18 protein-coding genes are annotated in these 22,648 nt (G+C 72.6%); 4 read left to right on the plus strand and 14 right to left on the minus strand.

From position 1 onward, the window contains the following. Positions 1-12: 12 nt before the first annotated feature. Together OG562_RS36390 and OG562_RS36395 are read right to left on the minus strand one after the other, a co-directional pair. The gene (locus tag OG562_RS36390; RefSeq protein ID WP_266405693.1) at positions 13-996 is read right to left on the minus strand and encodes a hypothetical protein; all 984 of its coding nucleotides are present in this window, start codon (positions 994-996) and stop codon (positions 13-15) included. Continuing rightward, complete coding sequence (locus tag OG562_RS36395) at positions 993-1,865, minus strand: phosphatase PAP2 family protein (protein WP_266405695.1); 873 nt, start codon at positions 1,863-1,865, stop codon at positions 993-995. The genes OG562_RS36390 and OG562_RS36395 overlap by 4 nt, the downstream gene beginning before the upstream one ends. 181 nt (positions 1,866-2,046) lie before the next feature. On the opposite strand from OG562_RS36395, the gene OG562_RS36400 reads away from it, so the two are divergent. Continuing rightward, on the plus strand, positions 2,047-2,661 hold the full coding sequence (locus tag OG562_RS36400) for a TetR/AcrR family transcriptional regulator (RefSeq protein ID WP_266405697.1): 615 nt from the start codon (positions 2,047-2,049) through the stop codon (positions 2,659-2,661). A gap of 228 nt (positions 2,662-2,889) precedes the next feature. On the opposite strand, the gene OG562_RS36405 is transcribed toward OG562_RS36400, so the two are convergent. Continuing rightward, the gene (locus tag OG562_RS36405) at positions 2,890-3,942 is read right to left on the minus strand and encodes a DUF2510 domain-containing protein (RefSeq protein ID WP_266405698.1); all 1,053 of its coding nucleotides are present in this window, start codon (positions 3,940-3,942) and stop codon (positions 2,890-2,892) included. Between the two features lie 287 nt (positions 3,943-4,229). Between OG562_RS36405 and OG562_RS36410 the strand changes: the two genes are divergently transcribed. Beyond that, positions 4,230-6,941: an AAA family ATPase gene (locus OG562_RS36410; RefSeq protein ID WP_266405699.1), complete on the plus strand. Its 2,712-nt coding sequence runs from the start codon at positions 4,230-4,232 to the stop codon at positions 6,939-6,941. Positions 6,942-7,057: 116 nt separating this feature from the next. Here the strand turns inward: OG562_RS36410 and pcaD are convergent, their stop codons facing one another. From pcaD to OG562_RS36445, 7 genes are all read right to left on the minus strand, one after another. Next, positions 7,058-8,188, minus strand: a complete 1,131-nt coding sequence (gene pcaD / locus OG562_RS36415) for a 3-oxoadipate enol-lactonase (RefSeq protein WP_266405701.1) — start codon at positions 8,186-8,188, stop codon at positions 7,058-7,060. After that, positions 8,185-9,513: a 3-carboxy-cis,cis-muconate cycloisomerase gene (gene pcaB / locus OG562_RS36420; RefSeq protein ID WP_266405702.1), complete on the minus strand. Its 1,329-nt coding sequence runs from the start codon at positions 9,511-9,513 to the stop codon at positions 8,185-8,187. The genes pcaD and pcaB overlap by 4 nt, the downstream gene beginning before the upstream one ends. Beyond that, the gene (gene pcaG / locus OG562_RS36425) at positions 9,510-10,115 is read right to left on the minus strand and encodes a protocatechuate 3,4-dioxygenase subunit alpha (RefSeq protein ID WP_266405704.1); all 606 of its coding nucleotides are present in this window, start codon (positions 10,113-10,115) and stop codon (positions 9,510-9,512) included. The genes pcaB and pcaG overlap by 4 nt, the downstream gene beginning before the upstream one ends. A 6-nt stretch (positions 10,116-10,121) precedes the next feature. Beyond that, complete coding sequence (pcaH, locus tag OG562_RS36430) at positions 10,122-10,895, minus strand: protocatechuate 3,4-dioxygenase subunit beta (RefSeq protein ID WP_266405706.1); 774 nt, start codon at positions 10,893-10,895, stop codon at positions 10,122-10,124. A 129-nt stretch (positions 10,896-11,024) separates the two neighbouring features. Further along, positions 11,025-12,233 (minus strand): thiolase family protein, encoded by a 1,209-nt coding sequence (locus OG562_RS36435; RefSeq protein ID WP_266405707.1) that lies wholly within the window; start codon positions 12,231-12,233, stop codon positions 11,025-11,027. Next, positions 12,230-12,895 carry a CoA transferase subunit B gene (locus tag OG562_RS36440; RefSeq protein ID WP_266405708.1) on the minus strand — a complete coding sequence of 222 codons (666 nt, stop codon included), beginning with the start codon at positions 12,893-12,895 and terminating at the stop codon, positions 12,230-12,232. The genes OG562_RS36435 and OG562_RS36440 overlap by 4 nt, the downstream gene beginning before the upstream one ends. Beyond that, entirely contained in the window at positions 12,895-13,650 is a 756-nt protein-coding gene (locus OG562_RS36445) for a CoA transferase subunit A (protein ID WP_266405709.1), read from the minus strand. The genes OG562_RS36440 and OG562_RS36445 overlap by 1 nt, the downstream gene beginning before the upstream one ends. A gap of 149 nt (positions 13,651-13,799) precedes the next feature. Between OG562_RS36445 and OG562_RS36450 the strand changes: the two genes are divergently transcribed. Then, positions 13,800-14,270, plus strand: a complete 471-nt coding sequence (locus tag OG562_RS36450) for a MarR family winged helix-turn-helix transcriptional regulator (protein WP_266405710.1) — start codon at positions 13,800-13,802, stop codon at positions 14,268-14,270. A gap of 41 nt (positions 14,271-14,311) precedes the next feature. On the opposite strand, the gene OG562_RS36455 is transcribed toward OG562_RS36450, so the two are convergent. Next, positions 14,312-15,235: a DUF3048 domain-containing protein gene (locus OG562_RS36455; RefSeq protein WP_266409712.1), complete on the minus strand. Its 924-nt coding sequence runs from the start codon at positions 15,233-15,235 to the stop codon at positions 14,312-14,314. Between the two features lie 276 nt (positions 15,236-15,511). Next, a complete protein-coding gene (locus OG562_RS36460) occupies positions 15,512-16,591 on the minus strand; it encodes an ATP-dependent DNA ligase (protein ID WP_266405711.1) in 1,080 nt (359 codons plus the stop codon). 74 nt (positions 16,592-16,665) lie between these two features. Between OG562_RS36460 and ligD the strand changes: the two genes are divergently transcribed. Then, positions 16,666-17,721, plus strand: a complete 1,056-nt coding sequence (gene ligD, locus OG562_RS36465; RefSeq protein WP_266405712.1) for a non-homologous end-joining DNA ligase — start codon at positions 16,666-16,668, stop codon at positions 17,719-17,721. Here the strand turns inward: ligD and OG562_RS36470 are convergent. Then, on the minus strand, positions 17,708-19,882 hold the full coding sequence (locus OG562_RS36470; RefSeq protein WP_266405713.1) for a family 16 glycoside hydrolase: 2,175 nt from the start codon (positions 19,880-19,882) through the stop codon (positions 17,708-17,710). The two genes, ligD and OG562_RS36470, sit on opposite strands and share 14 nt — an antisense overlap. A 38-nt stretch (positions 19,883-19,920) precedes the next feature. Next, positions 19,921-22,350: a ThuA domain-containing protein gene (locus OG562_RS36475; protein ID WP_266405714.1), complete on the minus strand. Its 2,430-nt coding sequence runs from the start codon at positions 22,348-22,350 to the stop codon at positions 19,921-19,923. Positions 22,351-22,648: the final 298 nt, after the last annotated feature.

Raw genomic sequence — 22,648 nt, forward strand, 5'->3', positions numbered from 1 at the left:
CACTGGGTTCGGCTACAGAGGCGTGAGGTGCCCCGGCTCGGACTTCGGCCGGGGCAGCAGCGCCGGTTCGGCCGACGCCGTCTCCGGCTGAAGGGCCAGCACCGCCGCCACCGGGTGCCTCTCGCCGTGGAGTTCATGAAGTTCCCGGAGCCCGTCCAACTCGGGTACGGCGGCGGGCTCCGGCGTGGCCCGGGACAGCAGCACCACACCCCACCCCGCGAACCCCGCTCCCGCCAGGGCGAGCAGCATGCCCGCCGCGCCGCCCTGGAGCCGTTCGCCCAGCAGCACCAGGCCGATGGCGGCGGCGGCCACCGGATTCGCCAGCGTCACCATCGCCAGCGGCGCGCCCAGGCCGCCCCGATAGGCGGTCTGCGACAGCAGCAGCCCGCCCGTGGCGAACGCCGCGACCAGCAGTGCCACCCCGATCACCTGCACGCTGAGCAGCGGGCCCGAGCGGTCCGTCGCCGCCACCGTCACGGTCTGGGTGAGCGCCGAGGCCACCCCGGAGGCGAAGCCGGACGCGGTCGCGTGCCGCAGCCCGGGCTTGGCGCCGGGCCGGGCCAGCAGACCGATCGCCGCTGCCGTGGCGCCCGCCACCGCGACCGCCTCGGGCACGCTCAGCACCTTCTCGGGAGCCGGCCCCGACGCCGTGACGAGGATCGCCGCCAGACCGGCCAGGGTGAAGGCGGTGCCCCGCCACTCGGCCCAGCTGACCCGCCGCCCCGCGACCCGCGCGCCCATCGGCACCGCGGCGACCAGGGTGAGCGCGCCCAGCGGCTGCACCACGGTCAGCGGACCGTACTTCAGCGCCACGACGTGCAGCAGCGCGGCCGAGGCGTTCAGCCCCACCGTGGACCACCAGGCGCCGCTGCCCAGCATCCGCAGCAGACCCGCGCCGGGGGACCGGGAGGCCAGCCGCTCCTGGGCGACGGCCGCGGCCGCGTAGGCGACGGCGGAGAACAGGGACAGGACGACGGCGACGAGCGTGGCGTTCATCGGCCAGCCCCCGCCAGGACCGGCTCCTCGGCCGGCTCTGCCGACCCCGGCCCCGACTTCCCCGGCCCCGACTGAGCCGGGTCGAGCTGCTGCGCGCCGGGTCCAGCCGGAGCCGGAGCCGGAGCCGCAGCTGCAGTGGTAGTCGTCGTGCGTCGGGGCGCGTGGATCACCGCGAGGGCGATCCCGAGCAGGGCGCCCGCCACGGCCGCGTCGAGCCAGTAGTGGTTCGCCGTCCCCACGATCACCACAAGGGTCAGCAGCGGATGCAGCAGCCACAGCCAGCGCCACCGCGAGCGTGTCGCGACGATCAGGCCGACGGCGACCATCAGCGCCCAGCCGAAGTGCAGGGAGGGCATCGCCGCGAACTGGTTGGAGAGGTGGTCGGTCCGCGGCGGCCCGTAGACCGAGGGGCCGTACACGCGCGCGGTGTCGACCAGTCCGGTCGCCGCGAGCATCCGCGGCGGGGCGAGCGGGAACGCCAGATGCAGCACCAGGGCTGCGGCGGTGACCGCGGCCAGCACCCGGCGGGCCCACACGTAGTGCGCCGGGCGGCGCAGGTACAGCCAGACCAGGAAGGCCAGGGTGGCCGGGAAGTGCACGGTCGCGTAGTAGGTGTTGGCGATCCGGACCAGGGCGTCGCCGTGCAGCAGCAGGGACTGCACGCCGCCCTCGCCGGGCAGGTGGGCCCAGCGTTCGACGTCCCACACGCGCCGCGCGTTGTGGAGGGCCTCGGCGGTGTGGCCGGTGGCCAGCTGCCGTCCGAACTTGTAGACGAGGAAGAGTCCTGCGACGAGCAGGAGCTCGCGGACTATGGGCGGCCGCGCCGGCGTGGCCGGCTCCGCTTCTGCAGGCTCGGTGCGGGCATTCATCCCCCGGCCCCTTCACTGACGGTGGTGCGTGTGAGGTGGTGCTTGCCGGGCTCATGACTCGTGCATACACCATCGATACGAGTTCGTACCGATACGCCAGTGTACCGATACGCGCGGGTACCGGTACACTGGCGTATCGATTGATGTACGCCACACTGGAGAGAAGCGAGGAGAAGAGCCCATGACGTCGCAGGACGCGGACGGACCCGAGTCGGTCGCCGCGACGCGCCGCTCCAAACTCACGCCCGAGCGTGAGCAGGAGTTCTTCGACGCCGTCCTCGACCAGCTGCGCGAATGCGGATACGAAGCCGTCACCATGGAGGGCGTCGCCGCCAGCACCCGCTGCAGCAAGTCCACGCTCTACCGGCAGTGGAAGACCAAGCCCCAGTTCGTGGTGGCCGCCCTGCGCTCCCGTCGGCAGGCGCGACTGGCGGGGATCGACACCGGATCCCTCGCCGACGACCTGCGCGAGGCCGCTCGGGCCACGGGCCGCTGGTCGACGAACGACACCAAGCTGCTGCAGGCGCTCGGGCACGCCGTCACCGGCGACGAGGAGCTGGCGCGGGCGCTGCGCGAGGCGCTCGTCGATCCCGAGATCGCGGCACTGCGGGAGATTCTGCGCCGCGGGGTCGAGCGGGGCGAGGTCGCCGTGGACCACCCGGCGCTGGAGTACGTCCCGGCGCAGATGTTCGGCGTGATCCGGGCCCGTCCCGTCGTCGACGGGGAGTACGCAGACCCGGACTACCTCGTCCGGTTCGTGGAGGCCGCCGTACTGCCGGCGCTCGGCCTCGCGTAGGAACGACGACAGAGGACCACGACAGAAGCAGAACTCGACACAGGCTCAGGCCGCCGTCCACGGGATGACTGGACGGTGACCTGAAGCGCGCCGCACCGTGGGGACGGGGGCGGCGCGCACCCCCCGGCCGGGTGGGGTCCCCCTTGAGCGGAGGGGACCCCACCCGGCCGATCGGGTGTACGGCTCAGACGTACGGGCCGGGCGTACGGGCCGGGCGTCGGGTGCGGCTCAGACGTCCTGTCCGCTGCCGCCGCCCGTCGACACCTTGATCCCCTTCGTGATCGTGTCGATGACGGACACCTTCTGGTCGGCGTCCACGCCGAAGCGCAGCACCACCAGCCGCTTGGTGTCCGCGGGCGCCGGGAACGCCAGCGACTCGACGTAGCCGTCGGCGCCCTTGCTGGTGACCGCCTTCCAGCGCACCAGGTAGCCCTTCTGCCCGGCCACGGTCACCGCCTTCGAGGCGAGCACCGTGTGCGAGGTGATCGCGCCGTAGGTGACGCCGCCGTAGGACTCCTCGGCGTTCGCCGAGATGTCCGCCTTGGCGACCTCCTCGGCGGTGTCGCCCTTGGTCTCCAGCGCCTCGACCGGCGCGGAGTACACGCCGCCCTTGGTGCAGGTCTTGGAGGTGTCGCCGGGGCACTTGTAGGAGGAGTCGGACGTGATCTGCGCGCCCACGCTCAGCTCCTGCCCGGTCCAGCCGTCCGGGATGGGGATGCTGATCCCGTTGAGCGCGTCCGTCACCGAACCGCTCTTGATCTTCGGCGCCTCGGACGCCTCGGGCGAGGGAGAGGCCCCGCCCGAACCGCCCGTGCCGCCGGAGCCGCCCGTGCCGCCGGAGCCGCCCGTGCCGCCGGACGAGCCGCCGGAGCCGCCGAACGGCCCGCCCTGACCGCCCGAGGAGCCGTCCTGGCCGCCCGCGGCGCCGGGTCCGCCCTGGCCGCCGGGCCCCTGGGCCGTGCCGCCGCTGCCGCCGTCGTCCTTGGCCAGCGCGTACACGCCGACCCCGATGCTGGCGAGGACGGCGACCGCCGCCGCGACGGCTATGCCCGTCCGCAGCCCGCGCCGCCCGCCCGCACCCGCCGGGGGCTGGGGATATGCCGGATAGGCCGGATACATGCCGTCGGCCGGGGTCTGCGCCGGCGGACCCCATACGGCGGCCTGGCCCGCGGGGCGGGTCTGGTCCGTCCATGCCTTGCCGTCCCACCAGCGCTCGGCGGCGGGACCGTCACTTGTCTGCCCCGGGTCGGGGTACCACCCGGGAGGAGTCACCTGCGTCATGCCCCCACCGTATGAGGCATCGGTGAAAGTCGGATGAGAGGGAGGGCACTCGTTGCAGACCGCTCCGGTTGCACCTCGGCCCCGATTGGCGTGAAATCGACGTCAATTCGGCGCGCGTCGCCCTACGTTGACGTTCCGGGGCCTCCCGCGCAGGCCCGCCGGGGCGTCCTGGGGTTCCCCTTGTCACCCGTCGAGGCAGGACCTGCGCGGACCGGCCTCCGCACGGGCCTCCGGGCCGCTACGCTCAAGGTCTGTACGTCATTCGGGCGACTTGGGGAGGTAGCGGGATGACGGAGGTACGGCCGGCGGCGGCCGCCTCGGCTTCTCTCTGGGAGCGCGACGAGGAAGTCGCCGTCCTTGAGCGGGCGGTGGACACCCTGTGCGCCGACCGGTCCTCCTCGGGCCACCTGCTGGTGCTCCGGGGCGAGGCGGGAATCGGCAAGACCGCGCTATTGGCCGAGACACGCCGGATCGCCGAGGCCCGCAACTGCGCGGTGTGGTCGGCACGCGGGGGCGAGACCCTCAGGTCCGTCCCCTTCAACGTGGTACGGCAACTGCTGCAGCCCGCGCTCCTCTCCCTGCTTCCGGAGGAGGCCCGCGAATACCTCGGCGACTGGTTCGACATCGCCGGCCCCGCCCTCGGCATAGCGGAACCCGGCGAGGTCCTGGCCGACCCGCAGGGCGTGTGCGACGGCCTGGTCGCCGCCGTCAGCCGACTGGCCAGCCGGTACTACCCGCTGGTCCTGCTGATCGACGACGCGCACTGGGCCGACCAGGAGACCCTGCGCTGGCTCGCCGCCTTCGCCGAGCGCCTCGACCACCTCCCCGTCCTGGTCGTCGTGGCCCGCAGGCCCGACGAGGTCACCGGCGAGCGGGGCCGCCTCCTCGAGGCGATCGGCGAGGCCGCGGGCCGCTCCGTCACCAGCCTCAGCGTCCTCACCCCGGCCGCCGTCGCCGGCCTCACCCGGGCCGTCCTCGGCGCGCACGCCGACGCCGCGTTCTGCCGCGAGGTGTGGGCCGTCACCGACGGCAACCCCTACGACACCGTCGAACTCCTCGCCAAGGTCCAGGACAACGGCCTGGACCCGAGCGAGTCCTCGGCCACCGAACTGCGCTCCCTGAACCGCGCGGCCCGCGGCGGCGGACTCGTCGACCGCCTGGAGGAGCTGGGCGTCGAAGCCACCCGGTTCGCCATGGCGGCCGCCATCCTCGGCGCGGACATCTCCATCGACGAGGCGGCCCGGCTCGCCGTGATGGGCCGCGGCACGGCGGTGCGCTGCGCGGAACTGCTGCGCACCGCCCGCATCCTGACCGAACCCGACCCGACGGCCGTCCCCGTTCCCGGCGGCGACCTGGAGTTCGTCCACCCGCTGATCGCCACCGCCGTCTACGACAACATCCCGCCGAGCCTGCGCACCGCGATGCACGGCATCGCCGCCCAGGTCGTCACCGACGCAGGCAAGGGCCTCGCGGCCGCCTCCCGCCATCTCATCCAGGTCCATCCGGAGGGCGACCAGGAACTCGTCGAGCAACTGCGCGGGGCGGCCGGCGAACACCTCGCCGTCGGCGCCCCCGACGCGGCGCGCCGCTGCCTGGAACGCGCCCTGCAGGAGCCGCCCGCGGCCGACGTCCACGCGCGCGTGCTCTTCGACCTGGGCTGCGCCACCCTCCTCACCGCCCCCGCCAAGACCATCGACCACCTGCGCACCGCGCTCGCCATGCCCGGCCTCGACGGCGACGAACGGATCGACGCCGTCTACCGCCTCTCCCAGGCCCTGCTCCACAACGACCAGCTGGAGGAGGCCGTCCGCACGATCGAGACGGAGGTCGCCCGGCTCGGTCCGGGACCGGCGAGGATGCGGCTGCAGGCGGCCCAGTTCATGTGGGAGGGCCTGCACGTCGGCGAGGCGATCACACCGGGACGCTCCGAGCGCCTCGCCGCGCTCGCCGCGACCTGCACCGGCCGTGACAACGCCGAGCGCGCCCTGCTCGTCCTGCGCGGCTTCGACGCCATGACCCACGGCGAGAACGCGGAGGAGGTCGTCGAGACGTGCGACCGCGCCCTCGTCAACGGCCGTCTCGCGCCCGGGCTCGGCTGGACCGACACCGAGTGGGGCATCGAACTGCTGATGATGCTCGCCACCTCCTACGCCTACACCGACCGCCTCGACCGCGCCGAGGCCCTCTTCAACGAAGCCCTGCGCACCTACGAGTCCGCCGGCTGGAGCGGCGGCCACCTCGCCCTCGCACACGCCTACCTCGGTCTCGGCCTGCGCCGCCGGGGCCGGCTGAAGGAGGCGGAGGAGTCCCTGCGGGAATCGCTGCGCCTCGCCGAACGCGTCGGCCGCGGACTGCCCCTGTACTGGTCGGCCATCTGCAACCTCGTCGACGTGCTGCTCGCCCGCGGTCATGTCGACGAGGCGTGGAAGGTCGCCGACGAGTGGGGCTTCGCCCCGCCGTACCCCTCCACGATCGTGCTGCCCGACCCGCGTTCGGTGCGCGGCCGGCTGCTGCTCGCCGTCGGCCGCACCCAGGACGGGATCAACGAACTGGAGGCGGCCGAGAAGGCGGCCGCCGCCCGCGGTCACCTCAACCCGGTGACGGTCCCCTGGGCCGTCGACCTCGCCCGGGCCCTGGCCGTGCAGGACCCGGCGCGTGCGGCCCGGCTCGCCGCCGAAGCCCGCCGCCACGCCGAGCGGTTCGGCACCGACGCCGCGATCGGCGAGGCCCTGCGCTGCGCCGCCGCCCTGGAGACCGGCCAGCGCGCGGTCCGGCTGGCCGCCCAGGCGGCCGCCTACCTGGAGGCCTCGCCCTGCCAGTTCGAACACGCGGCCGCCCGCGTCGAGTACGGCATCCTGTCCCGCTCGGTGTCCGAGCTCAACCGCGGCCTCGCCCTGGCCCGCACCTGCGGCGCGGACGGCCTCGTCGCCCAGGCACAGCGCGCCCTGGACGGCCTGGTGACACCCCGGGTGGGCCTGGTGCCGGGACCACGGGGGTAGCGCCCGCCGGGCGCCGGGACCACAGGGGCAGCACCCGAAGCCCGCCGAGGAGCCACCCGGCTCCTCGGCGCGCACCGGTCCAGCCCGAGCCGCCCCAGGCAGCCTCAGCCTCAGCTTCAGCCGCGGCTGCCGTCGTCCTCCTCGGCCAGCACCCGCTGGGCCGTCGCGAACGCCGAGTTCGCCGCGGGCACCCCGCAGTACACGGCCGTCTGGAGGAGCACGGCGCCGATCTCCTCCGGGGTGAGCCCGTTGCGGCGGGCCGCCCGCACATGCATGGCCAGCTCGTCGTAGTGGCCGTGCGCGACCAGCGCGGTCAGTGTGATCATGCTGCGCTCACGGCGGCTGAGCGTCGGGTCGGTCCAGATCTCGCCCCAGGCGTAGCGCGAGATGAAGTCCTGGAAGCGGGCCGTGAACGGCGTCTGCCGGGCCTGCGCCCGGTCCACATGCGCATCGCCGAGCACCTCCCGCCGTACCTCCATGCCCCGCGTGGCTCCGCCGTCGAGGTGCGTGCGCAGCGCGGTCAGCACGGCCTCGGGGCGCTCGGCGGGCGCGAGGTGCGAGGCGCCGGGAAGCTCGACGAGCGTGGCGTCCGGCACGGCGTCCGCGATCTCCCGCAGATGCGCGGGCGGCGTCGCCGGATCCTGCCGCCCCGCGACCAGCAGCGTCCGTACGGCGACCTCCGCCAGCCGGTCCCGCAGGTCGAACGCGCCCAGCGCGTCGCAGCAGGCGGCGTACGCGTCCGGGTCGGCGTCGCGATGGTCGGCGATCAGCTCCGGCACGGTGAACCCGGGCGTGAACCAACGGGCGTCGGCGCCCTCCGCCAGCCCGGCCAGCCCCTCGCGCCGCACCAGCGCCGCCCGTTCCTCCCACGGCTTCGCGCCGTTGAAGTGGGCCGAGGAGCAGATCATGGCGAGGGACGAGACGCGCTCCGGGTGGTGCAGCGCCAGATGCAGGCCGACCGCGCCGCCCAGGGACACGCCCGCGTACGCGAACCGCTCCAGGCCGAGGGAGTCGGCGAGCGCCAGCACCAGGGCGGCGAGATCGCCGACGGTGGCCCCGGGACCGATCAGGTCGGCGGCGGAGCCCCCGTGCCCCGGCAGATCCCAGCGGACCACGCGATGCGTCACGGAAAGCTCGGGCGCGACCTTGTCCCACAGCGCGTACGACGTGCCCAGCGAGGGGCCGAGCAGCAGCGCGGGAGCGGAAGTCGGCCCCTCGGCACGGTGGTTGAGCAGCTTCTCGGTCAACGTCGCTCCAGCGCACGGTCGGTGAGGGCCCCGGCGGAGCCGGTGTAGCGGGCGGGGTCGGTCAGGTCGTCGAGGTCGAGGTCCTTCAGGTCGGGCTCCTCGGCGAGGAGTTCGGCCAGGGTGCGGCCCTCGGTGTAGGTGCGCGGGGCGAGCCGGGTGAGCAGCTCCTTCGCGCGGGCCCGGCCCAGCACGGCCGACAGCTCGGCGGACAGCCGCTCGGAGACGATGAGCCCATGGGTGAGCCCCAGGTTCGCGCGCATCGCGTCGGGGTGCACCCGCAGCCCCTCCGTCAGCTCGGCCGCGTCCCGGGCGGCCCCGCCGGTCAGCCGCAGCAGGTCCCGCAGCGGCTCCCACTCGGCGTGCCAGGCCCCGGCCGGCCGTTCGTCCTGCGCCGTCAACGACCCGTACAGCGTGGCCGCCAGCTGGGGCGCGCGCCGGGCCGCGGCGGCGATCAGCGTGGACCGCACGGGATTGGCCTTGTGCGGCATCGCCGAGGAGCCGCCCCCGCTGCCCTCCGCCAGCTCCGCGATCTCGGTGCGGGCCAGGGTGAGGACGTCCTCCGCGAGCTTCCCCAGGGCCCCTGCCGTGAAGGCCAGGCATCCGGCGAGGTCGGCGATCGGCGTGCGCAGGGCGTGCCACGGCAACAGCGGCTCACGCAGCCCGAGTTCACGCGCGTACGCCTCGGGCAGCCGGGTCGCGTCCTCGGCGCCGTACGCCGTGAAGGCGGCCAACGTCCCTGCCGCACCGCCGAGTTGAGCGGGCAGCAAGTCCCGTACGGCCGACGCTCGGTCGCGCGCGTCGAGCACGAGAGAGCGCCAGCCGGCCGCCTTCAGCCCGAATGTCGTCGGTACGGCGTGCTGGGTGAGCGTCCGTCCCGGCATCGCGGAGTCGCGGTGCTCGGCGGCCGTCCGGGCCAGGGCCCGCTGGACGCGGTCGAGGTCGGCGAGGATCACGTCCAGCGTGCGCCGGGCGACCAGCATCGTCGCCGTGTCCAGGATGTCCTGGCTGGTGGCGCCCCGGTGGACGTAGGGGCCGTACTCCGCGCCGACCGCCTTCGTCAGATCGGCGACCAGCGGGATCACCGGGTTGCCGCCGGAGCGGGCGCGCTCGGCCAGGGAGCGGACGTCGAACGGGCGGGAGGCCGCCGCGGTCACCGCCGCCCCGGCCCCCTCCGGGGCCAGCCCCAGCGTCTCCTGCGCGCGGGTCAGCGCGGCCTCCGCGTCGAGCAGCGCCCGCAGGCAGGCGTCGTCGGCGGTCGCGGAGGCGGCGGGGGAGCCGGTCCACCCCGGGGAGAGCAGACCGGCCTGAGGCTGAGCAGCTGTCACTGGAACTCCAGGAAGACCGTCTCGCCTTCGCCCTGAAGGCGGATGTCGAAACGGTAGGCGCCCAGCGGGCCGTCCTGGGCGATCAGCGTGTCGCGCCGCGCCGGGTCGACCCGCTTCAGCAGCGGGTCGGCGGCGAGCGCCGCGTCGTCGCCGGGCAGATAGATCCGGGTGTACAGGTGCACCAGCAGCCCGCGCGCGAACACGCAGACACTGAGGTGGGGAGCGCTGTTGCCGCGCGCTCCGGGCCGCAGGGTCCGTGCCGACCAGTGCCCGTTGGCATCGGTCTGGATCCGGCCCCACCCCGTGAACTCCACGCCGTTGCGGCCCAGGAAGCCGCCGGACGCCGGGTCGCGCCGCATCGAGCCGTCGACCCGGGGCACGTTGCCGTCCGGGTCGGCGCCCCACAGCTCCACGAACGCGTCCGGCAGCGGGTCGCCCTCGCCGTCGTACACGTACCCCTGAAGGGCGATGGCGTCCGGGTGGCCGAGCGGAGCGATGTCCCCGCCGCCGGGAAACGGCAGAGCGTGGCCGTAGAAGGGGCCGACCGTGTGCGACGGGGTGGGGAGCACGGTCTCCGGACGGCTCGTGTCGATCTTCGTCATGGCTGGTCAGCGTCCTTCTTCGATCCAGGTGGCGTGCGGCCCGTCGAGCACGATGTCCCAGTGGTAGCCCATCGAGAACTCCGGCACGGACAGGCTGTGGTCGTAGGTCGCGACCAGCCGCTGCCGGGCCGCGTCGTCCGTCACCGACTGGATGATCGGGTCGTAGGGGAACAGCGGGTCGCTCGGGAAGTACATCTGCGTCACGAGCCGCTGGGTGAACGCCGTGCCGAACAGCGAGAAGTGGATGTGGGCCGGCCGCCAGGCGTTGACGTGCTGACGCCACGGGTACGGGCCCGGCTGGACGGTGGTGAAGCGGTAGTGGCCGTCGCCGTCGGTCAGGGTGCGGCCGACACCGGTGAAGTTCGGGTCGAGCGGGGCGTCGTGCTGCTCACGCTGGTGCGCGTAGCGGCCCGCCGAGTTCGCCTGCCAGATCTCGACCAGCTGGCCCCGGATCGGACGGCCGTCGCGGTCCAGCAGCCGCCCGGAGACGGTGATCCGCTCACCGATCGGCTCGCCGTCGTGCTGCCGGGTCAGGTCGTTGTCGATCTCGGTGACGTCCCGCTCCCCGAAGGCGGGGGAGTGCAGCTCCACCAGCTCCGGGTCCTTCGTCACGTCGATGGTGACCGGCGGCTGCTTCGGGTGGCGCAGGACGGAGGAACGGTACGGCGCGTAGTCGCGGCGCGGCTGGTGCTCGAGCGGGGCGCCGTCGGCGATCCGCTTCTCGTACGCGGCGTGCTCGGCCGCGATCTCCCGGTCGATGTCGTGCTGCGTGAGTGTCATGGGGTTTCCTGGAGGTTCCGGACGGTCTCGTGAAAGTCAGGGGCTGTGGCGCGCCCTTGAGGGGCGCGGGGAACTGCGCGACCGGCCACGGACGGCCGGCATTCCCGAGCGGCGCCGCCGGCGGAGCGCCTAGCGTTCCAGTACGAGGGCGAGGCCCTGGCCGACGCCGATGCAGAGGGTGGCGACCCCGGTCCCGGAGCCGCGGCGGGCGAGCTGGTGGGCGACCGTGCCGGCGAGCCGGGCGCCGGACGCGCCGAGCGGATGGCCGAGGGCGATGGCGCCGCCCTGCGGATTGAGGACCGCCGGGTCGAACTCGGGCCACTCGGCGACGCAGCCGAGCACCTGGGCGGCGAAGGCCTCGTTCAGCTCCAGCACGGACAGGTCGTCAAATCCCCTGCCCGCCTTGGCGAGTGCCCGATGGACCGCCTCGACGGGGGCGAGCCCGAAGTAGTCCGGGTCGATGGCCGAGACGCCGGTGGCGGAGATCCGGGCGAGGGGCTCGCGACCGGTGGCCCTCAGCCCCTCCTCGTCCACGAGGAGCAGCGCGGCGGCGCCGTCGTTCAGCGGCGAGGCGTTGCCCGCCGTGACCGTCCCTCCCTCGGCCTCCGTCCGGAAGGACGGCTTGAGCTTCGCCATCGCCTCCAGGGACGCGTCCGGCCGTACGCACTCGTCGGCGGCGAAGACCACCGGGTCGCCCTTGCGGCGGGGGAGGGAGAGAGGCGCGAGCTCGGCGTCGAACAGGCCCGCCTGCTGGGCGGCGGCGGCCTTGCGGTGGCTGTGCAGGGCGAACTCGTCCTGCTGCTCGCGGCTGATCTTGTGCTTGTCGGCGATGCGTTCCGCCGACTCGCCCAGCGGGATCGTCCACTGGGGGTCCATCCCCGGGTTGACCATCCGCCAGCCCAGCGTGGTCGAGTACAGCTCGGCGTGCCCGGCCGGGAACGCCCGGTCCGACTTCGGCAGAACGTAGGGCGCGCGGGTCATCGACTCCACGCCCCCGGCCAGGGCGACGGAGGCGTCCCCGACCGCGATGGCGCGGGCCGCCTGGATGACCGCCTCCAGCCCGGAGGCGCACAGCCGGTTGACCGTGACGCCCGGCACGGAGGTGGGCAGGCCCGCGAGGAGCGCGGCCATCCGGCCGACGTTGCGGTTCTCCTCGCCCGCGCCGTTGGCGTTGCCGAAGTAGACGTCCTCGATCAGGGCCGGGTCCAGGTCCGGGGTGCGGGCGAGGAGTTCACGGATGGCGTGGGCGGCGAGGTCGTCGGGGCGCACCGACGCCAGGCCGCCGTTGTAGCGGCCGATCGGGGTGCGGACCGCGTCGACGATGTACACGTCCTTCATGACCGGACCTCCTCGGCGGTACGGATCTGCGGGCTGACGTGGACCTTCGCGGCGGTCTTCGCCGCGATCTCCTCGGATGTGACGCCCGGCGCGGTCTCCAGCAGCACCAGTCCGTCGTCGGTGACGTCGAGGACGCCGAGATCGGTGATGATCCGGTTCACGCACGCCTTCCCGGTCAGCGGCAGCGCGCAGTCGGCGAGGATCTTGGGGCTGCCGTCCTTGGCGGTGTGGGTCATCACGACGATGACCGTGCGGGCCCCGTGCACCAGGTCCATCGCACCGCCGATCCCGGTGATCATCTTGCCGGGGATCGCCCAGTTCGCCAGGTCGCCCCGCTCGGAGACCTGCATCGCGCCCAGCACGGCCACGTCGATGTGCCCGCCGCGGATCATGCCGAAGGAGAGCGCCGAGTCGAAGAAGGACGCGCCCGGCAGGACCGTCACGGTCTCCTTGCCGGCGTTGATCAGGTCCGGGTCGACCTGGTCCTCGGTGGGGTAGGGGCCGGTGCCGAGGATGCCGTTCTCGCTCTCCAGCACCACCTCGACGTCGGCGGGGAGGTAGTTGGGGATCAGGGTCGGCAGTCCGATGCCGAGATTGACGTACTGGCCGTCCTTCAGCTCGCGCGCGGCGCGGGCCGCCATCTCCTCGCGTGTCCAGGCCATCACTCGCTCACCGTCCGCTGCTCGATCTTCTTGTCGGCCGCCTGCTCGGGGGTCAGCGCGATCACCCGCTGCACGAAGACGCCGGGCAGATGCACCGCGTCCGGGTCGATCGCGCCGGGCTCGACGAGCTCCTCGACCTCGGCGATCGTGATCCGCCCGGCCATCGCGGAGAGCGGGTTGAAGTTCCGGGACGACCTGTTGAACACGAGGTTGCCGTGCCGGTCGCCCTTCGCGGCCCTGACCAGCGCGAAGTCGGTGCGGATACCGTGCTCCAGCACATGCTCCACGCCGTCGAACTCCCGTACCTCCTTCGGCGGCGAGGCCAGTGCGACCCCGCCCTCGCCGTCGTAGCGCCACGGCAGTCCGCCCTCGGCGACCTGGGTGCCCACGCCGGCGGGGGTGTAGAAGGCGGGGATGCCCGCGCCGCCGGCCCGCAGCCGCTCGGCCAGCGTGCCCTGGGGGATCATCTCGACCTCGAGCTCGCCGGCCAGGTACTGGCGCGCGAACTCCTTGTTCCCCCCGATGTAGGAACCGGTCACCCGGGCGATCCGCCCGGCGGCGAGCAGGACCGCGAGGCCCGACTCCATCGCCCCGCAGTTGTTGGAGACGACCGACAGGCCGGTGACGCCCCGCTCGTACAGGGCCTGGATGAGGACGTTCGGCACGCCGCTCAGCCCGAAGCCGCCGACGGCGAGCGTGGCGCCGTCGGGCACATCGGCCACCGCCTCGGCGGCCGTGCGGACCACTTTGTCCATCAGGGAAGCTCCCTCTCGTCCGAGCCGATTAGTCAGGGCACTGAGCATTTCAGCGATGTTTCCCTCACGCTGCCACTGGACGGTGATGGCGTCAAGGACGAGTATCGTTCAGTACACATACGAATATGATGACGATCTCGGGAGCACACATGGCCGCGGTGGACCTCGGCAGTCACCCCGGGCACCTGGCCCGGCGGCTGCAGCAGGCGCACTATCTGCTCTGGAACACGATGGTCTCCGAGGAGATCACCTCGCCGCAGTTCGCGGTCCTCAACGCGCTCGTCGCCGAGCCGGGCCTCGACCAGCGCACGGTGGGGGAGCGGGTGGGGCTCGACCGCTCCACCGTCGCCGAGGTGATCAGCCGGCTCGACCGCCGAGGCCTGCTCGGCAAGGTCCGCGACCCGCAGGACGGACGCCGCTTCCTGCTGCGGCTCACGGACGACGGCCTGCGCACCCACCGCAAGCTGACCGTGCGCACGGCCCGGATGAACCAGGTCTTCCTCTCCCCGCTCTCGGCCCAGGAACAGACCCTGTTCCTCGAGCTCATCCAGCGCGTCTCGGACGCGGCGGAGGACCTGCGCAACCCGGGTGAGCCGCTCGACCAGGGAGTCACCGCCTGAGTCAGGGAGTCACGGCCTGAGTCAGGGAGTCACGGCCTGATTCAGGGCGCCTCCGCGAACACGACCCACACCTGGCCTGCGGCGAAGTCGACCTGCCGGCCGTCGTTGGCGGTGAAGTCCGTGCCGTCCGTGGCCGTCGGACGCTTCCAGCGCACGTCGTAGGCGCGCCCGTCGCGCAGCACCTCCGCCGTCCCCGACCCGACCGTCTCGGTGTACGGCGTGTTGTTGCCGAGGAAGTCGTGGAAGGCCGACGCGTGCACCTTCACGTACTGCACCACCACCGTCGCCGGGGCCATCCGCTGCCCGTCGGCCGTGACGGCCGGCGTGCCGTCCATCGACACCAGCCAGCGCGTCCGGCTCGCGGACCAGGAGAAGGTGAAGCGGGCCCCCGGGTAGCGCACGGTGCGCGAAGCGACCGGTCGTCCGTCGGCAGGCGCGGGGCCGTAGCGGAAGCCGGTGGTCAGCGCGGCCGGGCCCGGCGCGGAGGGCAGCAGCGGGCCGGGGCGCAGGTAGAGGTTGTGCGGTACGGGCCTGTCACTGCCGCGGACATAGGCGCCGGACGCGTCCTCGGGCGTCACGGCCTTCAGCGGGGCCTTGTCTATCAGCGGCAGCAGCTTGCTCTGCGCCCCGGAGAACGCCAGCACCGGCTGGTCGAACTGGCGCAACAGCTCCAGATCGGACTCACGGGCGCTGCGCACCGGCCCGACCGCCTTCGGCAGCTTGCTCGCGTACACGGCCATCAGCCGGCTCAGTCCGCCCTCGACCTGCTCGACGTACACGACGTCCGCGGAGTCGACGCCGGTCTGCGGCCGGGCCGCCACCGCGTTGTCGATCTTCACGGCGAGCACCGAGCCGACGGCGGCGGTGGGGCTCGCACCGGTGGGGGTCGGCTTCGGCCCGTGACTCCGTCCGTCGTCGCCGGAGCCGGGCGCGCCCGTGCAGCCCGCGGCCAGGGACACCGCCATCGTGGCGGCCAGCAGGGCCGCCGCGGTGACGGCGGTGCGTCTCCTGCCCGTCGTAGCCCCTGCCGTCGCTCCGTCCGCCGAGGTCCCGTCCGCCGAAGTCCCGTCCGCCGTGGTCACGCCCATCGTTGCCACCCCGTCCGCCGTCGCCAGCCGGCCCCGATGGTTCGATTGTGCGCCTGTTTGTTCGCGACTGCCCATACAGGGTTGTTTCTGATCGGGCTCGCTGGAATGCGCCGATCAGGTCATGCGGCGTGCGTGCTACGGCTACGGCTACGGCTACGGGTTCGCGGGCGGTGTCCCCAGGATCTCCGCGAGGTCGTAGCCCACCGGCTCCTCCAACTGCGCGTACGTGCAGCTCTGCGGGGTCCGGTCCGGCCGCCAGCGCCGGAAGCGGGCCGTGTGCCGAAACCGCGCCCCGTTCTCCATGTGGTCGTACGCGACCTCGGCCACCCGCTCGGGCCGCAGCGGCACCCAGGACAGGTCCTTCTTGCCCGACCAGCGGCTCGGCGCACCGGGCAGCCGTGCCGTCTCGTGCGCGGCCTCGTCCGACCAGGCCGCCCACGGATGCCCGGCGGCGTCCGCCATCCGCAGCGGCTCCAGCTCCTCGATCAGCTCGGCCCGGCGCTTCATGGGGAAGGCGGCGGACACGCCGACGTGCTGGAGGACGCCCCGGTCGTCGTGCAGACCCAGCAGCAGCGAGCCGACCACCGGCCCGCTCTTGTGCAAGCGGTATCCCGCGACGACCACGTCCGCGGTGCGCTCGTGCTTGATCTTGAACATGGCGCGCTCGTCCTGGCGGTAACGCAGCGTAAGCGGTTTCGCGATCACGCCGTCCAGCCCCGCGCCCTCGTACTCCTCGAACCACCGCCGCGCCACCTCGACGTCCCGCGTCGCCGGCGCGACATGCACCGGCGCGCTCACCCCGTCCAGCGCCCTGGTCAGCAACTCCCGCCGGTCGCTCAGCTCCACGTCGAGCAGCGACTCGTCGGCCAGCGCCAGCAGATCGAAGGCGACGAACGACGCCGGGGTCCGCTCGGCGAGCGTGCGCACCCGGGAGTCCGCCGGGTGGATGCGCTCGGTGAGCGCGTCGAAGTCGAGCCGCCCCTCGCGCGCGATCACGATCTCCCCGTCCAGCACACACCGCTCGGGCACCCGCTCCCGCAGCGCCGCCACCAGCTCCGGGAAGTACCTGGTAAGCGGTTTCCCGGTCCGGCTGCCCAGCTCGACCTCGTCCCCGTCACGGAACACGATCGCCCGGAAGCCGTCCCACTTCGCCTCGTACTGCATGCCCGGCGGAATCGCCGCCACCGACTTGGCGAGCATCGGCTTCACGGGCGGCATCACCGGCAGATCCATGCTCCGATTCTGCGCGCCGATCGCCGCACCCGCCCGGTATGCGAGCTTTCGGAGGTGCGCCTACCGTGGCTCGCATGGGCGATGCGGTGGAACTGGAGGCGGGCGGCCGGACCGTGCGGCTGTCCAGCCCGGACAAGGTCTTCTTTCCGGAGCGCGGCTTCACCAAGCTGGACCTGGCCCGGTACTACGTCGCCGTCGGCCCCGGCATCCTGCGCGCCCTGCGCAACCGCCCCACGACCCTGGAGCGCTACCCGGACGGCGTGAGCGGGGAGTCCTTCTTCCAGAAGCGCGCGCCGAAGAACATGCCGGACTGGATCCCGACCGCCCACATCACCTTTCCCAGCGGGCGCAGCGCCGACGAGATGTGCCCCACCGAGGAGGCGGCGGTGCTGTGGGCCGCCCAGTACGGCACGCTCACCTTCCACCCCTGGCCGGTGCGCCGCGACGACGTCGACCGTCCCGACGAACTGCGCATCGACCTCGACCCGCAGCCCGGCACCGACTACGACGACGCCGTCCGCGCCGCCCATGAACTGCGCGCCGTCCTCGACGAGTTCGGCGGTCTGCGCGGCTGGCCCAAGACCTCCGGCGGGCGTGGCCTGCATGTGTTCGTGCCGATCGAGCCCCGCTGGACCTTCACCCAGGTCCGGCGCGCCGCCATCGCCGTCGGCCGGGAGATGGAGCGCCGGATGCCGGACCACGTGACCATCAAGTGGTGGAAGGAGGAGCGGGGCGAACGCATCTTCGTCGACTACAACCAGACCGCCCGCGACCGCACGATCGCCTCCGCCTACTCGGTACGGCCGCGTCCGCACGCCCCGGTCTCCGCACCCCTGCGCTGGGAGGAGGTGGGCGAGGCGCATCCCCAGGACTTCGACCTCGCGACGATGCCGGCCCGCTTCGCCGAACTCGGCGACGTGCACGCGGACATGGACGACCACGCCTTCTCCCTCGACGCGCTCCTCGAACTGGCGCGCAGGGACGAGCACGAGCACGGGCTCGGCGACCTGCCGTACCCGCCCGAGTACCCGAAGATGCCGGGGGAGCCCAAGCGGGTGCAGCCCAGCCGGGCCAGGAAGGAGGCGCCCCCGTCGTCGCAGGCGCCTCCCTCGGGGACTACAACTCCCTGATCCGGACGTCCCGGTACGAGACCACGTCCGTCGTGCCGTGCACCTGGAGTCCGATATAGCCGGAGGCGAAGCGTCGCCCGTCCGTGCCCGGGTCGTCCGAACGCGGCGGGGAGAACTCCTGGCCGCCGGTGTTGTCGAACTCGTTGATCAGCACGCCGTTGCGGAAGACCGAGTAGTGCTGGTCGACCACCCGGATCTCGTAGTCGTTCCAGGCGCCCTTCTGGGTGACGCCGGCCCCGGCCAGCCCCACCCGGTCGAAGCCGTACACCGACCCGGTCTTGTACAGGTCTCCGTCGGGCCGGTCCAGGACCTGCACCTCGTGCCCGTACTTGATGGCGACCCACTCCGGACGCGACTCCTCGGGATGGTCGTGGACCCAGGGGAAGCGCACGAACACACCGGAGTTGGCGTTCCCGGCGCCCGGAGCGTCGTCGCGCCACTGGAGCCGCAGCGAGAAGTCGCCGTACTTGCGCTGCGGGAACCACAGCATGCCGAGCCCGGCCCTCGTCGTGCCGGACGTGATCGACCCGTCGGCGTTGCGCCCGAACGAACCCCCGCCCACCTGCTCCCACCGCGCGAAGGACTCCGCGGTCGCGTCGAGGATCGTGCGATAGCCCTCGGTCTGCCCCGGCGTCCCGATCCCGGACCGCTGGGCCGCCGACTGCACGGCGTCGCGCTCCCGTTCGTCGAGCACCCCTTCCTTGAACAGCCTGTCCAGGACGGTTCGGACGTGCTTGAGGAACAGCGCCTGGGACGTCCACTCCTTCTCGTCCTCGATCAACTCGCCGATCCGGCACCGGTTGTCGGTCACCCGGTTGCGCACGCCCGAGTCGACCGTGCCGACGATCACCGTCAACCGCTCGTCGTACTCCGGGCAGTCGGGTGCGGGCACCCCGCCGCCCGCCACCACCGTGAAGCCGACCGTGCGGGCGGCGGAGGTGTTGCCCGCCCTGTCCACCGCCCGGTACGCCACGCTGTGCGTACCGACCCGGCCGACCACCACGGGAGAGGTGTAGGCGAGGTACGGTCCAGCGTCGAGTGAGTACTCGATCCGGTCCACGCCCGAACCGCCGTGTTCGTCGGTGGCGCTCACGGTCACCTCGGCGTTGCCGACATACGCCCCGTCCGAGTTCCGCGTGCCGTCGACGGTCACCCCCGTCACCGGCGCGGTGGTGTCCTGCGGAGCCGCCGCGACGACCGTGAACCGCACGCTCCTCTCGGCGGCGGTGTTGCCGGCCTTGTCGGTGGCCCGGTAGCGCACGGTGTGGACGCCGAGCTGGTGCACCATCACGGGGGCGGTGTACGGCTGCCAGGCCCCGGAGTCGACCGCGTACTCGACGGTGTTGACGCCGGAACCGGCGTCGGAGGCGCTCACGGTGACCGTCGCCATGTCGACGTAGCTCCCGTCGGCGTTCTGCTCACCGCTCACCGTCGCCGAGGTGTCCGGCGGGGTCGTGTCGTCCGAGGGCGGCGCGACGACCGTGAACTCGACGCTCTTCTCCGCCGACACGTTGCCCGCCCTGTCGAGCGCGCGGTAGCGGATCTTGTGGCTGCCGACCTGGTCGACGACGACGGGCGCGGTATACGGCAGCCAGCCGCCCGTGTCGCCGATCGCATACTGGATGGCGTCGACGCCGGACCCGTCGGCGTCCGTCGCGCTGATCCCGACACTCGCCGAGCCGACGTAGGCGCCCTGCGCGTTCTGGGCGCCGGTCACCTGCGCCGTCGTCGAGGGCGCAGTCGTGTCCTCGCCGCCGCCCTCGGTCACCACCAGGGTGCCCTGCATCTGCCCGTGCCCGGGGATCGTGCAGTGGTAGAAGTAGCGGCCCGGAGTGAGCGTGACCTCGGCGGTGTGGCGGCCGCCCCGGTCGTCGCCCGGGTTGGCGAGGATGTTGAGGGTGACGTCGCTGTTGTACTCGGGGTCGGAGGTCACGAACGTCAACGTGTGCGGCATTCCGGTGGTGTTGCCGGTCGCCGCGCTGTTCTCGAAGACGATCGTGGCCGTTCCCGCCACGGCGGTCGTGGGCGTCGAGACGTACTTCGTGATGTCGTCGCCCGCGGTCCAGGTGAGGACCTGGGCGGCGGCGGCCCGCGCGGGCGCGTCGGTCTGCCCGGCGGCCGGAACCGACTGCGGGCCGAGCAGCAGAAGCAGCGCGGACACCGCGGCCAACAGGACCGCGCATGTTCCTCGTCGGCGTGTCACCGGGCTCCCCCCGCCAGTTGGCCGACGGCCGGCGTCGGACCGCCGCCCGTGTAAGTGACCCTCCACAGAGCCGACTTGGCGTCCGAGGTGAAGAAGCCGCGGCCGTAGTCGAGGACGTACAGGGCGCCGTCAGGACCGAACTTCCAGTCCATGAGGTTCCTGATGCCGTCGGCGCCCACCGGCACGATCTTCTTCAGGGACTCCGAGTGGACCGGCAGTCCGCCGGCGCCCTGCGTCCTCGGGTCCATGACCACCGCGTTGCGCGGCTGGTCGGCGTCGTAGAAGTCGCCGACGAACCACTTGCCGTCCCAGTACGCGGGCCACTTGGCGGCGCTCGCGCTCGTGGCGTCGTAGCGGTACACCGGCCCGTTCATCGCGGCCTGCCCGCCGCCCTTGAGCCACGGGAGCCGGTAGGTCGCCTGGTCCTTCTGGTACGAAGGGATCCCGTTCGCGTCACGCGGGTAGTCCGGTCCGCCGCCCTGGGGCGAGTACCAGATGTTGTTCCCGGTGACCGGCGGCAGATCGACCAGGCCGTCGTTGTTCGGGGACTCGTTCCTCGGGTGGTCGCAGTCGTACCAGCCGAGCGGCTGCGAGGGATCCGGCAGGTTGCGGTCCCGGTAGGGCTGCTCATTGCCCATGCAGTACGGCCAACCCCGGTTCCCCGCCTCGGTGATGACGGCGAACGTGTCGTACTTCGCAGGACCCCAGACCGGCGACGGCTCGCTCGCGTCCGGACCCACCCAGCCGGCGTACAGGACGTCGGTCGTACGGTCGACGAAGATGCGGGCGGGGTTGCGCACGCCCATCACATAGATCTCGCCGCGCGTCTTCCCGCCGCCCTCGTCACTCTCCCGGCCGGTGAAGAGGTTTCCCGTCGGCAGGGTGTACGTGCCGTCGGGCTCCGGATGGATGCGCAGGATCTTGCCGTTGAGGTTGTGGGTGTTCCCGGCGGTACGGCGCGCGTCCGCGAAGGAGACGCCCCGGTAGTTCGGCTGCGGGTTGTTGCCCGAGTAACCGTCGCTGAATCCACTGGAGTTGTTGTCGCCCGTCGCGATGTACAGGTTGCCCTTGGAGTCCCAGGCCATCCCGCCGCCCGCATGACAGCAACTGTGCACCTGCACCGGCCACTTGAGCAGCACCTTCTCGCTGCCCAGGTCCAGCTTGTCGGTCGCGAGGTCGAGGGTGAAGCGGGACACGCGCCGCTCGGCCATCCGTTTCTCGCGGTCGACCCCCGAGTGGGGCGTGTAGTGCAGGTACACCCAGCCGTTCTGCTCGAAGCGCGGGTCGAGCTCGATGCCGAGGAGTCCCTCCTCGACCTTGGTGAGCTCGTCGCCGCCGCCCTTGTTGCCGAAGACCGTCAACTCCCCCGCGAGAGTCACCTTCTTGGTGGCCGGATCGTAGACGTGGATCTGACCCTTGCCCTTGCCGACGTCGGGACTGCTCCAGTCGGTGATCACCGGTTGCGAGGCGTCCGCGCCGCCCCGGCCGATGTACAGGACGCGTCCGTCCGGCGCGGTGACCAGACCGTGCGGCTCGCCGATCTGATCGTTGCGGCCTGGCTGGTTGGGCTGGGTCAGCCGCTCGGCCTTGTAGTTGGCCGTGATCGTGGCCTTGCAGTCGGCCCGCGTCAGCCGCGTCGTCCACAGCAGGGCGCCGCGCAGATGCGCACGGAAGTCCGTCTCGTCGTACGACGACACCGTGCCGCCCATCCCGGTGTAGAAGGAGCGTCCGCCGTCGTAGTCGCGGCACCAGCTCACCGGATGATCCCAGCCGTTGCCGCTGGTCCCCGGCCGGTAGGTCGACTCGCGTACCCGGGCGACCGTGTGCACCTCGCCGGACGGGTTCTTCACCCAGTTCGGCCACAGGTCCGGGCGCTTCCACTCCAGCGGCAGATCCCTGGTGGCCGGGTGGAGCCGGTCGCCGACCTCGACGGTCGCCCTCTGTACGGCAGTTGGGCTGGACGCGGCCGGACGGGCGCCGATCAGGCCGGTGAACCAGTCCGAGTACGGCTCCGCGCGGGCCGCGTCATGGACGCCGAGGAATCCGCCGCCCGCCTCCATGTAGGCCTCCAGACCCGCCTCCTGCTCCGGATCCAGGACATCGCCGCCGCCGGTCAGGAAGACCACGGCGTGGTAAGTGCCCAGCCGTGTCTCGCTGGTGAAGACCGAGGCGTCGTCGGTGGCCTCGACCGCGAAGCGCTGGTCCGTCGGACCCGACCGGCCGATCCGCTCGATCGCCTCGATGCCGGCGTTGACGACCGGCGACTCCTCCCCGGCGGCGGCCGACCCGTAGAAGACCAGCACCCGTACGTTCGCCCCGCCCGGCGGGGAGGTGATCGACATCGTTGTCAGGGACGGCTCGGGAGCCGGACGCGCACGCGCCGCCGGTCCCGACAGCAGCCCGGCGGCGACGACGCCGGCCGCCACCGTGGCCAGCCAGGCCCGCCTTCTCCCGCGTCTTCTGCTTCTCGTGCCTGTGATGACGGCCGTACTTGTCGCGGCTCTCGCGGCTCTCGCATCTCTCGAGTCTGGCGTGCTTCTCGCGCTCGACCCTCGTAAGTGCATGGGCGCCTCCTCGGTCACAGCAGCAGCGCCAAGGAAGCTAGACGTCTTTGCACGGTCCGCCAATACCTATGACCGCACTGGCGCGAACTTTGTCCTGGGTGTGGATAAACGGCGGAACGGCCGCTACCGTCTCACAGGTTCACCACAGAAACGTCTGAGC

Origin of the sequence: Streptomyces sp. NBC_01275 (genome assembly GCF_026340655.1) — a bacterium.
Taxonomy (GTDB): domain Bacteria; phylum Actinomycetota; class Actinomycetes; order Streptomycetales; family Streptomycetaceae; genus Streptomyces.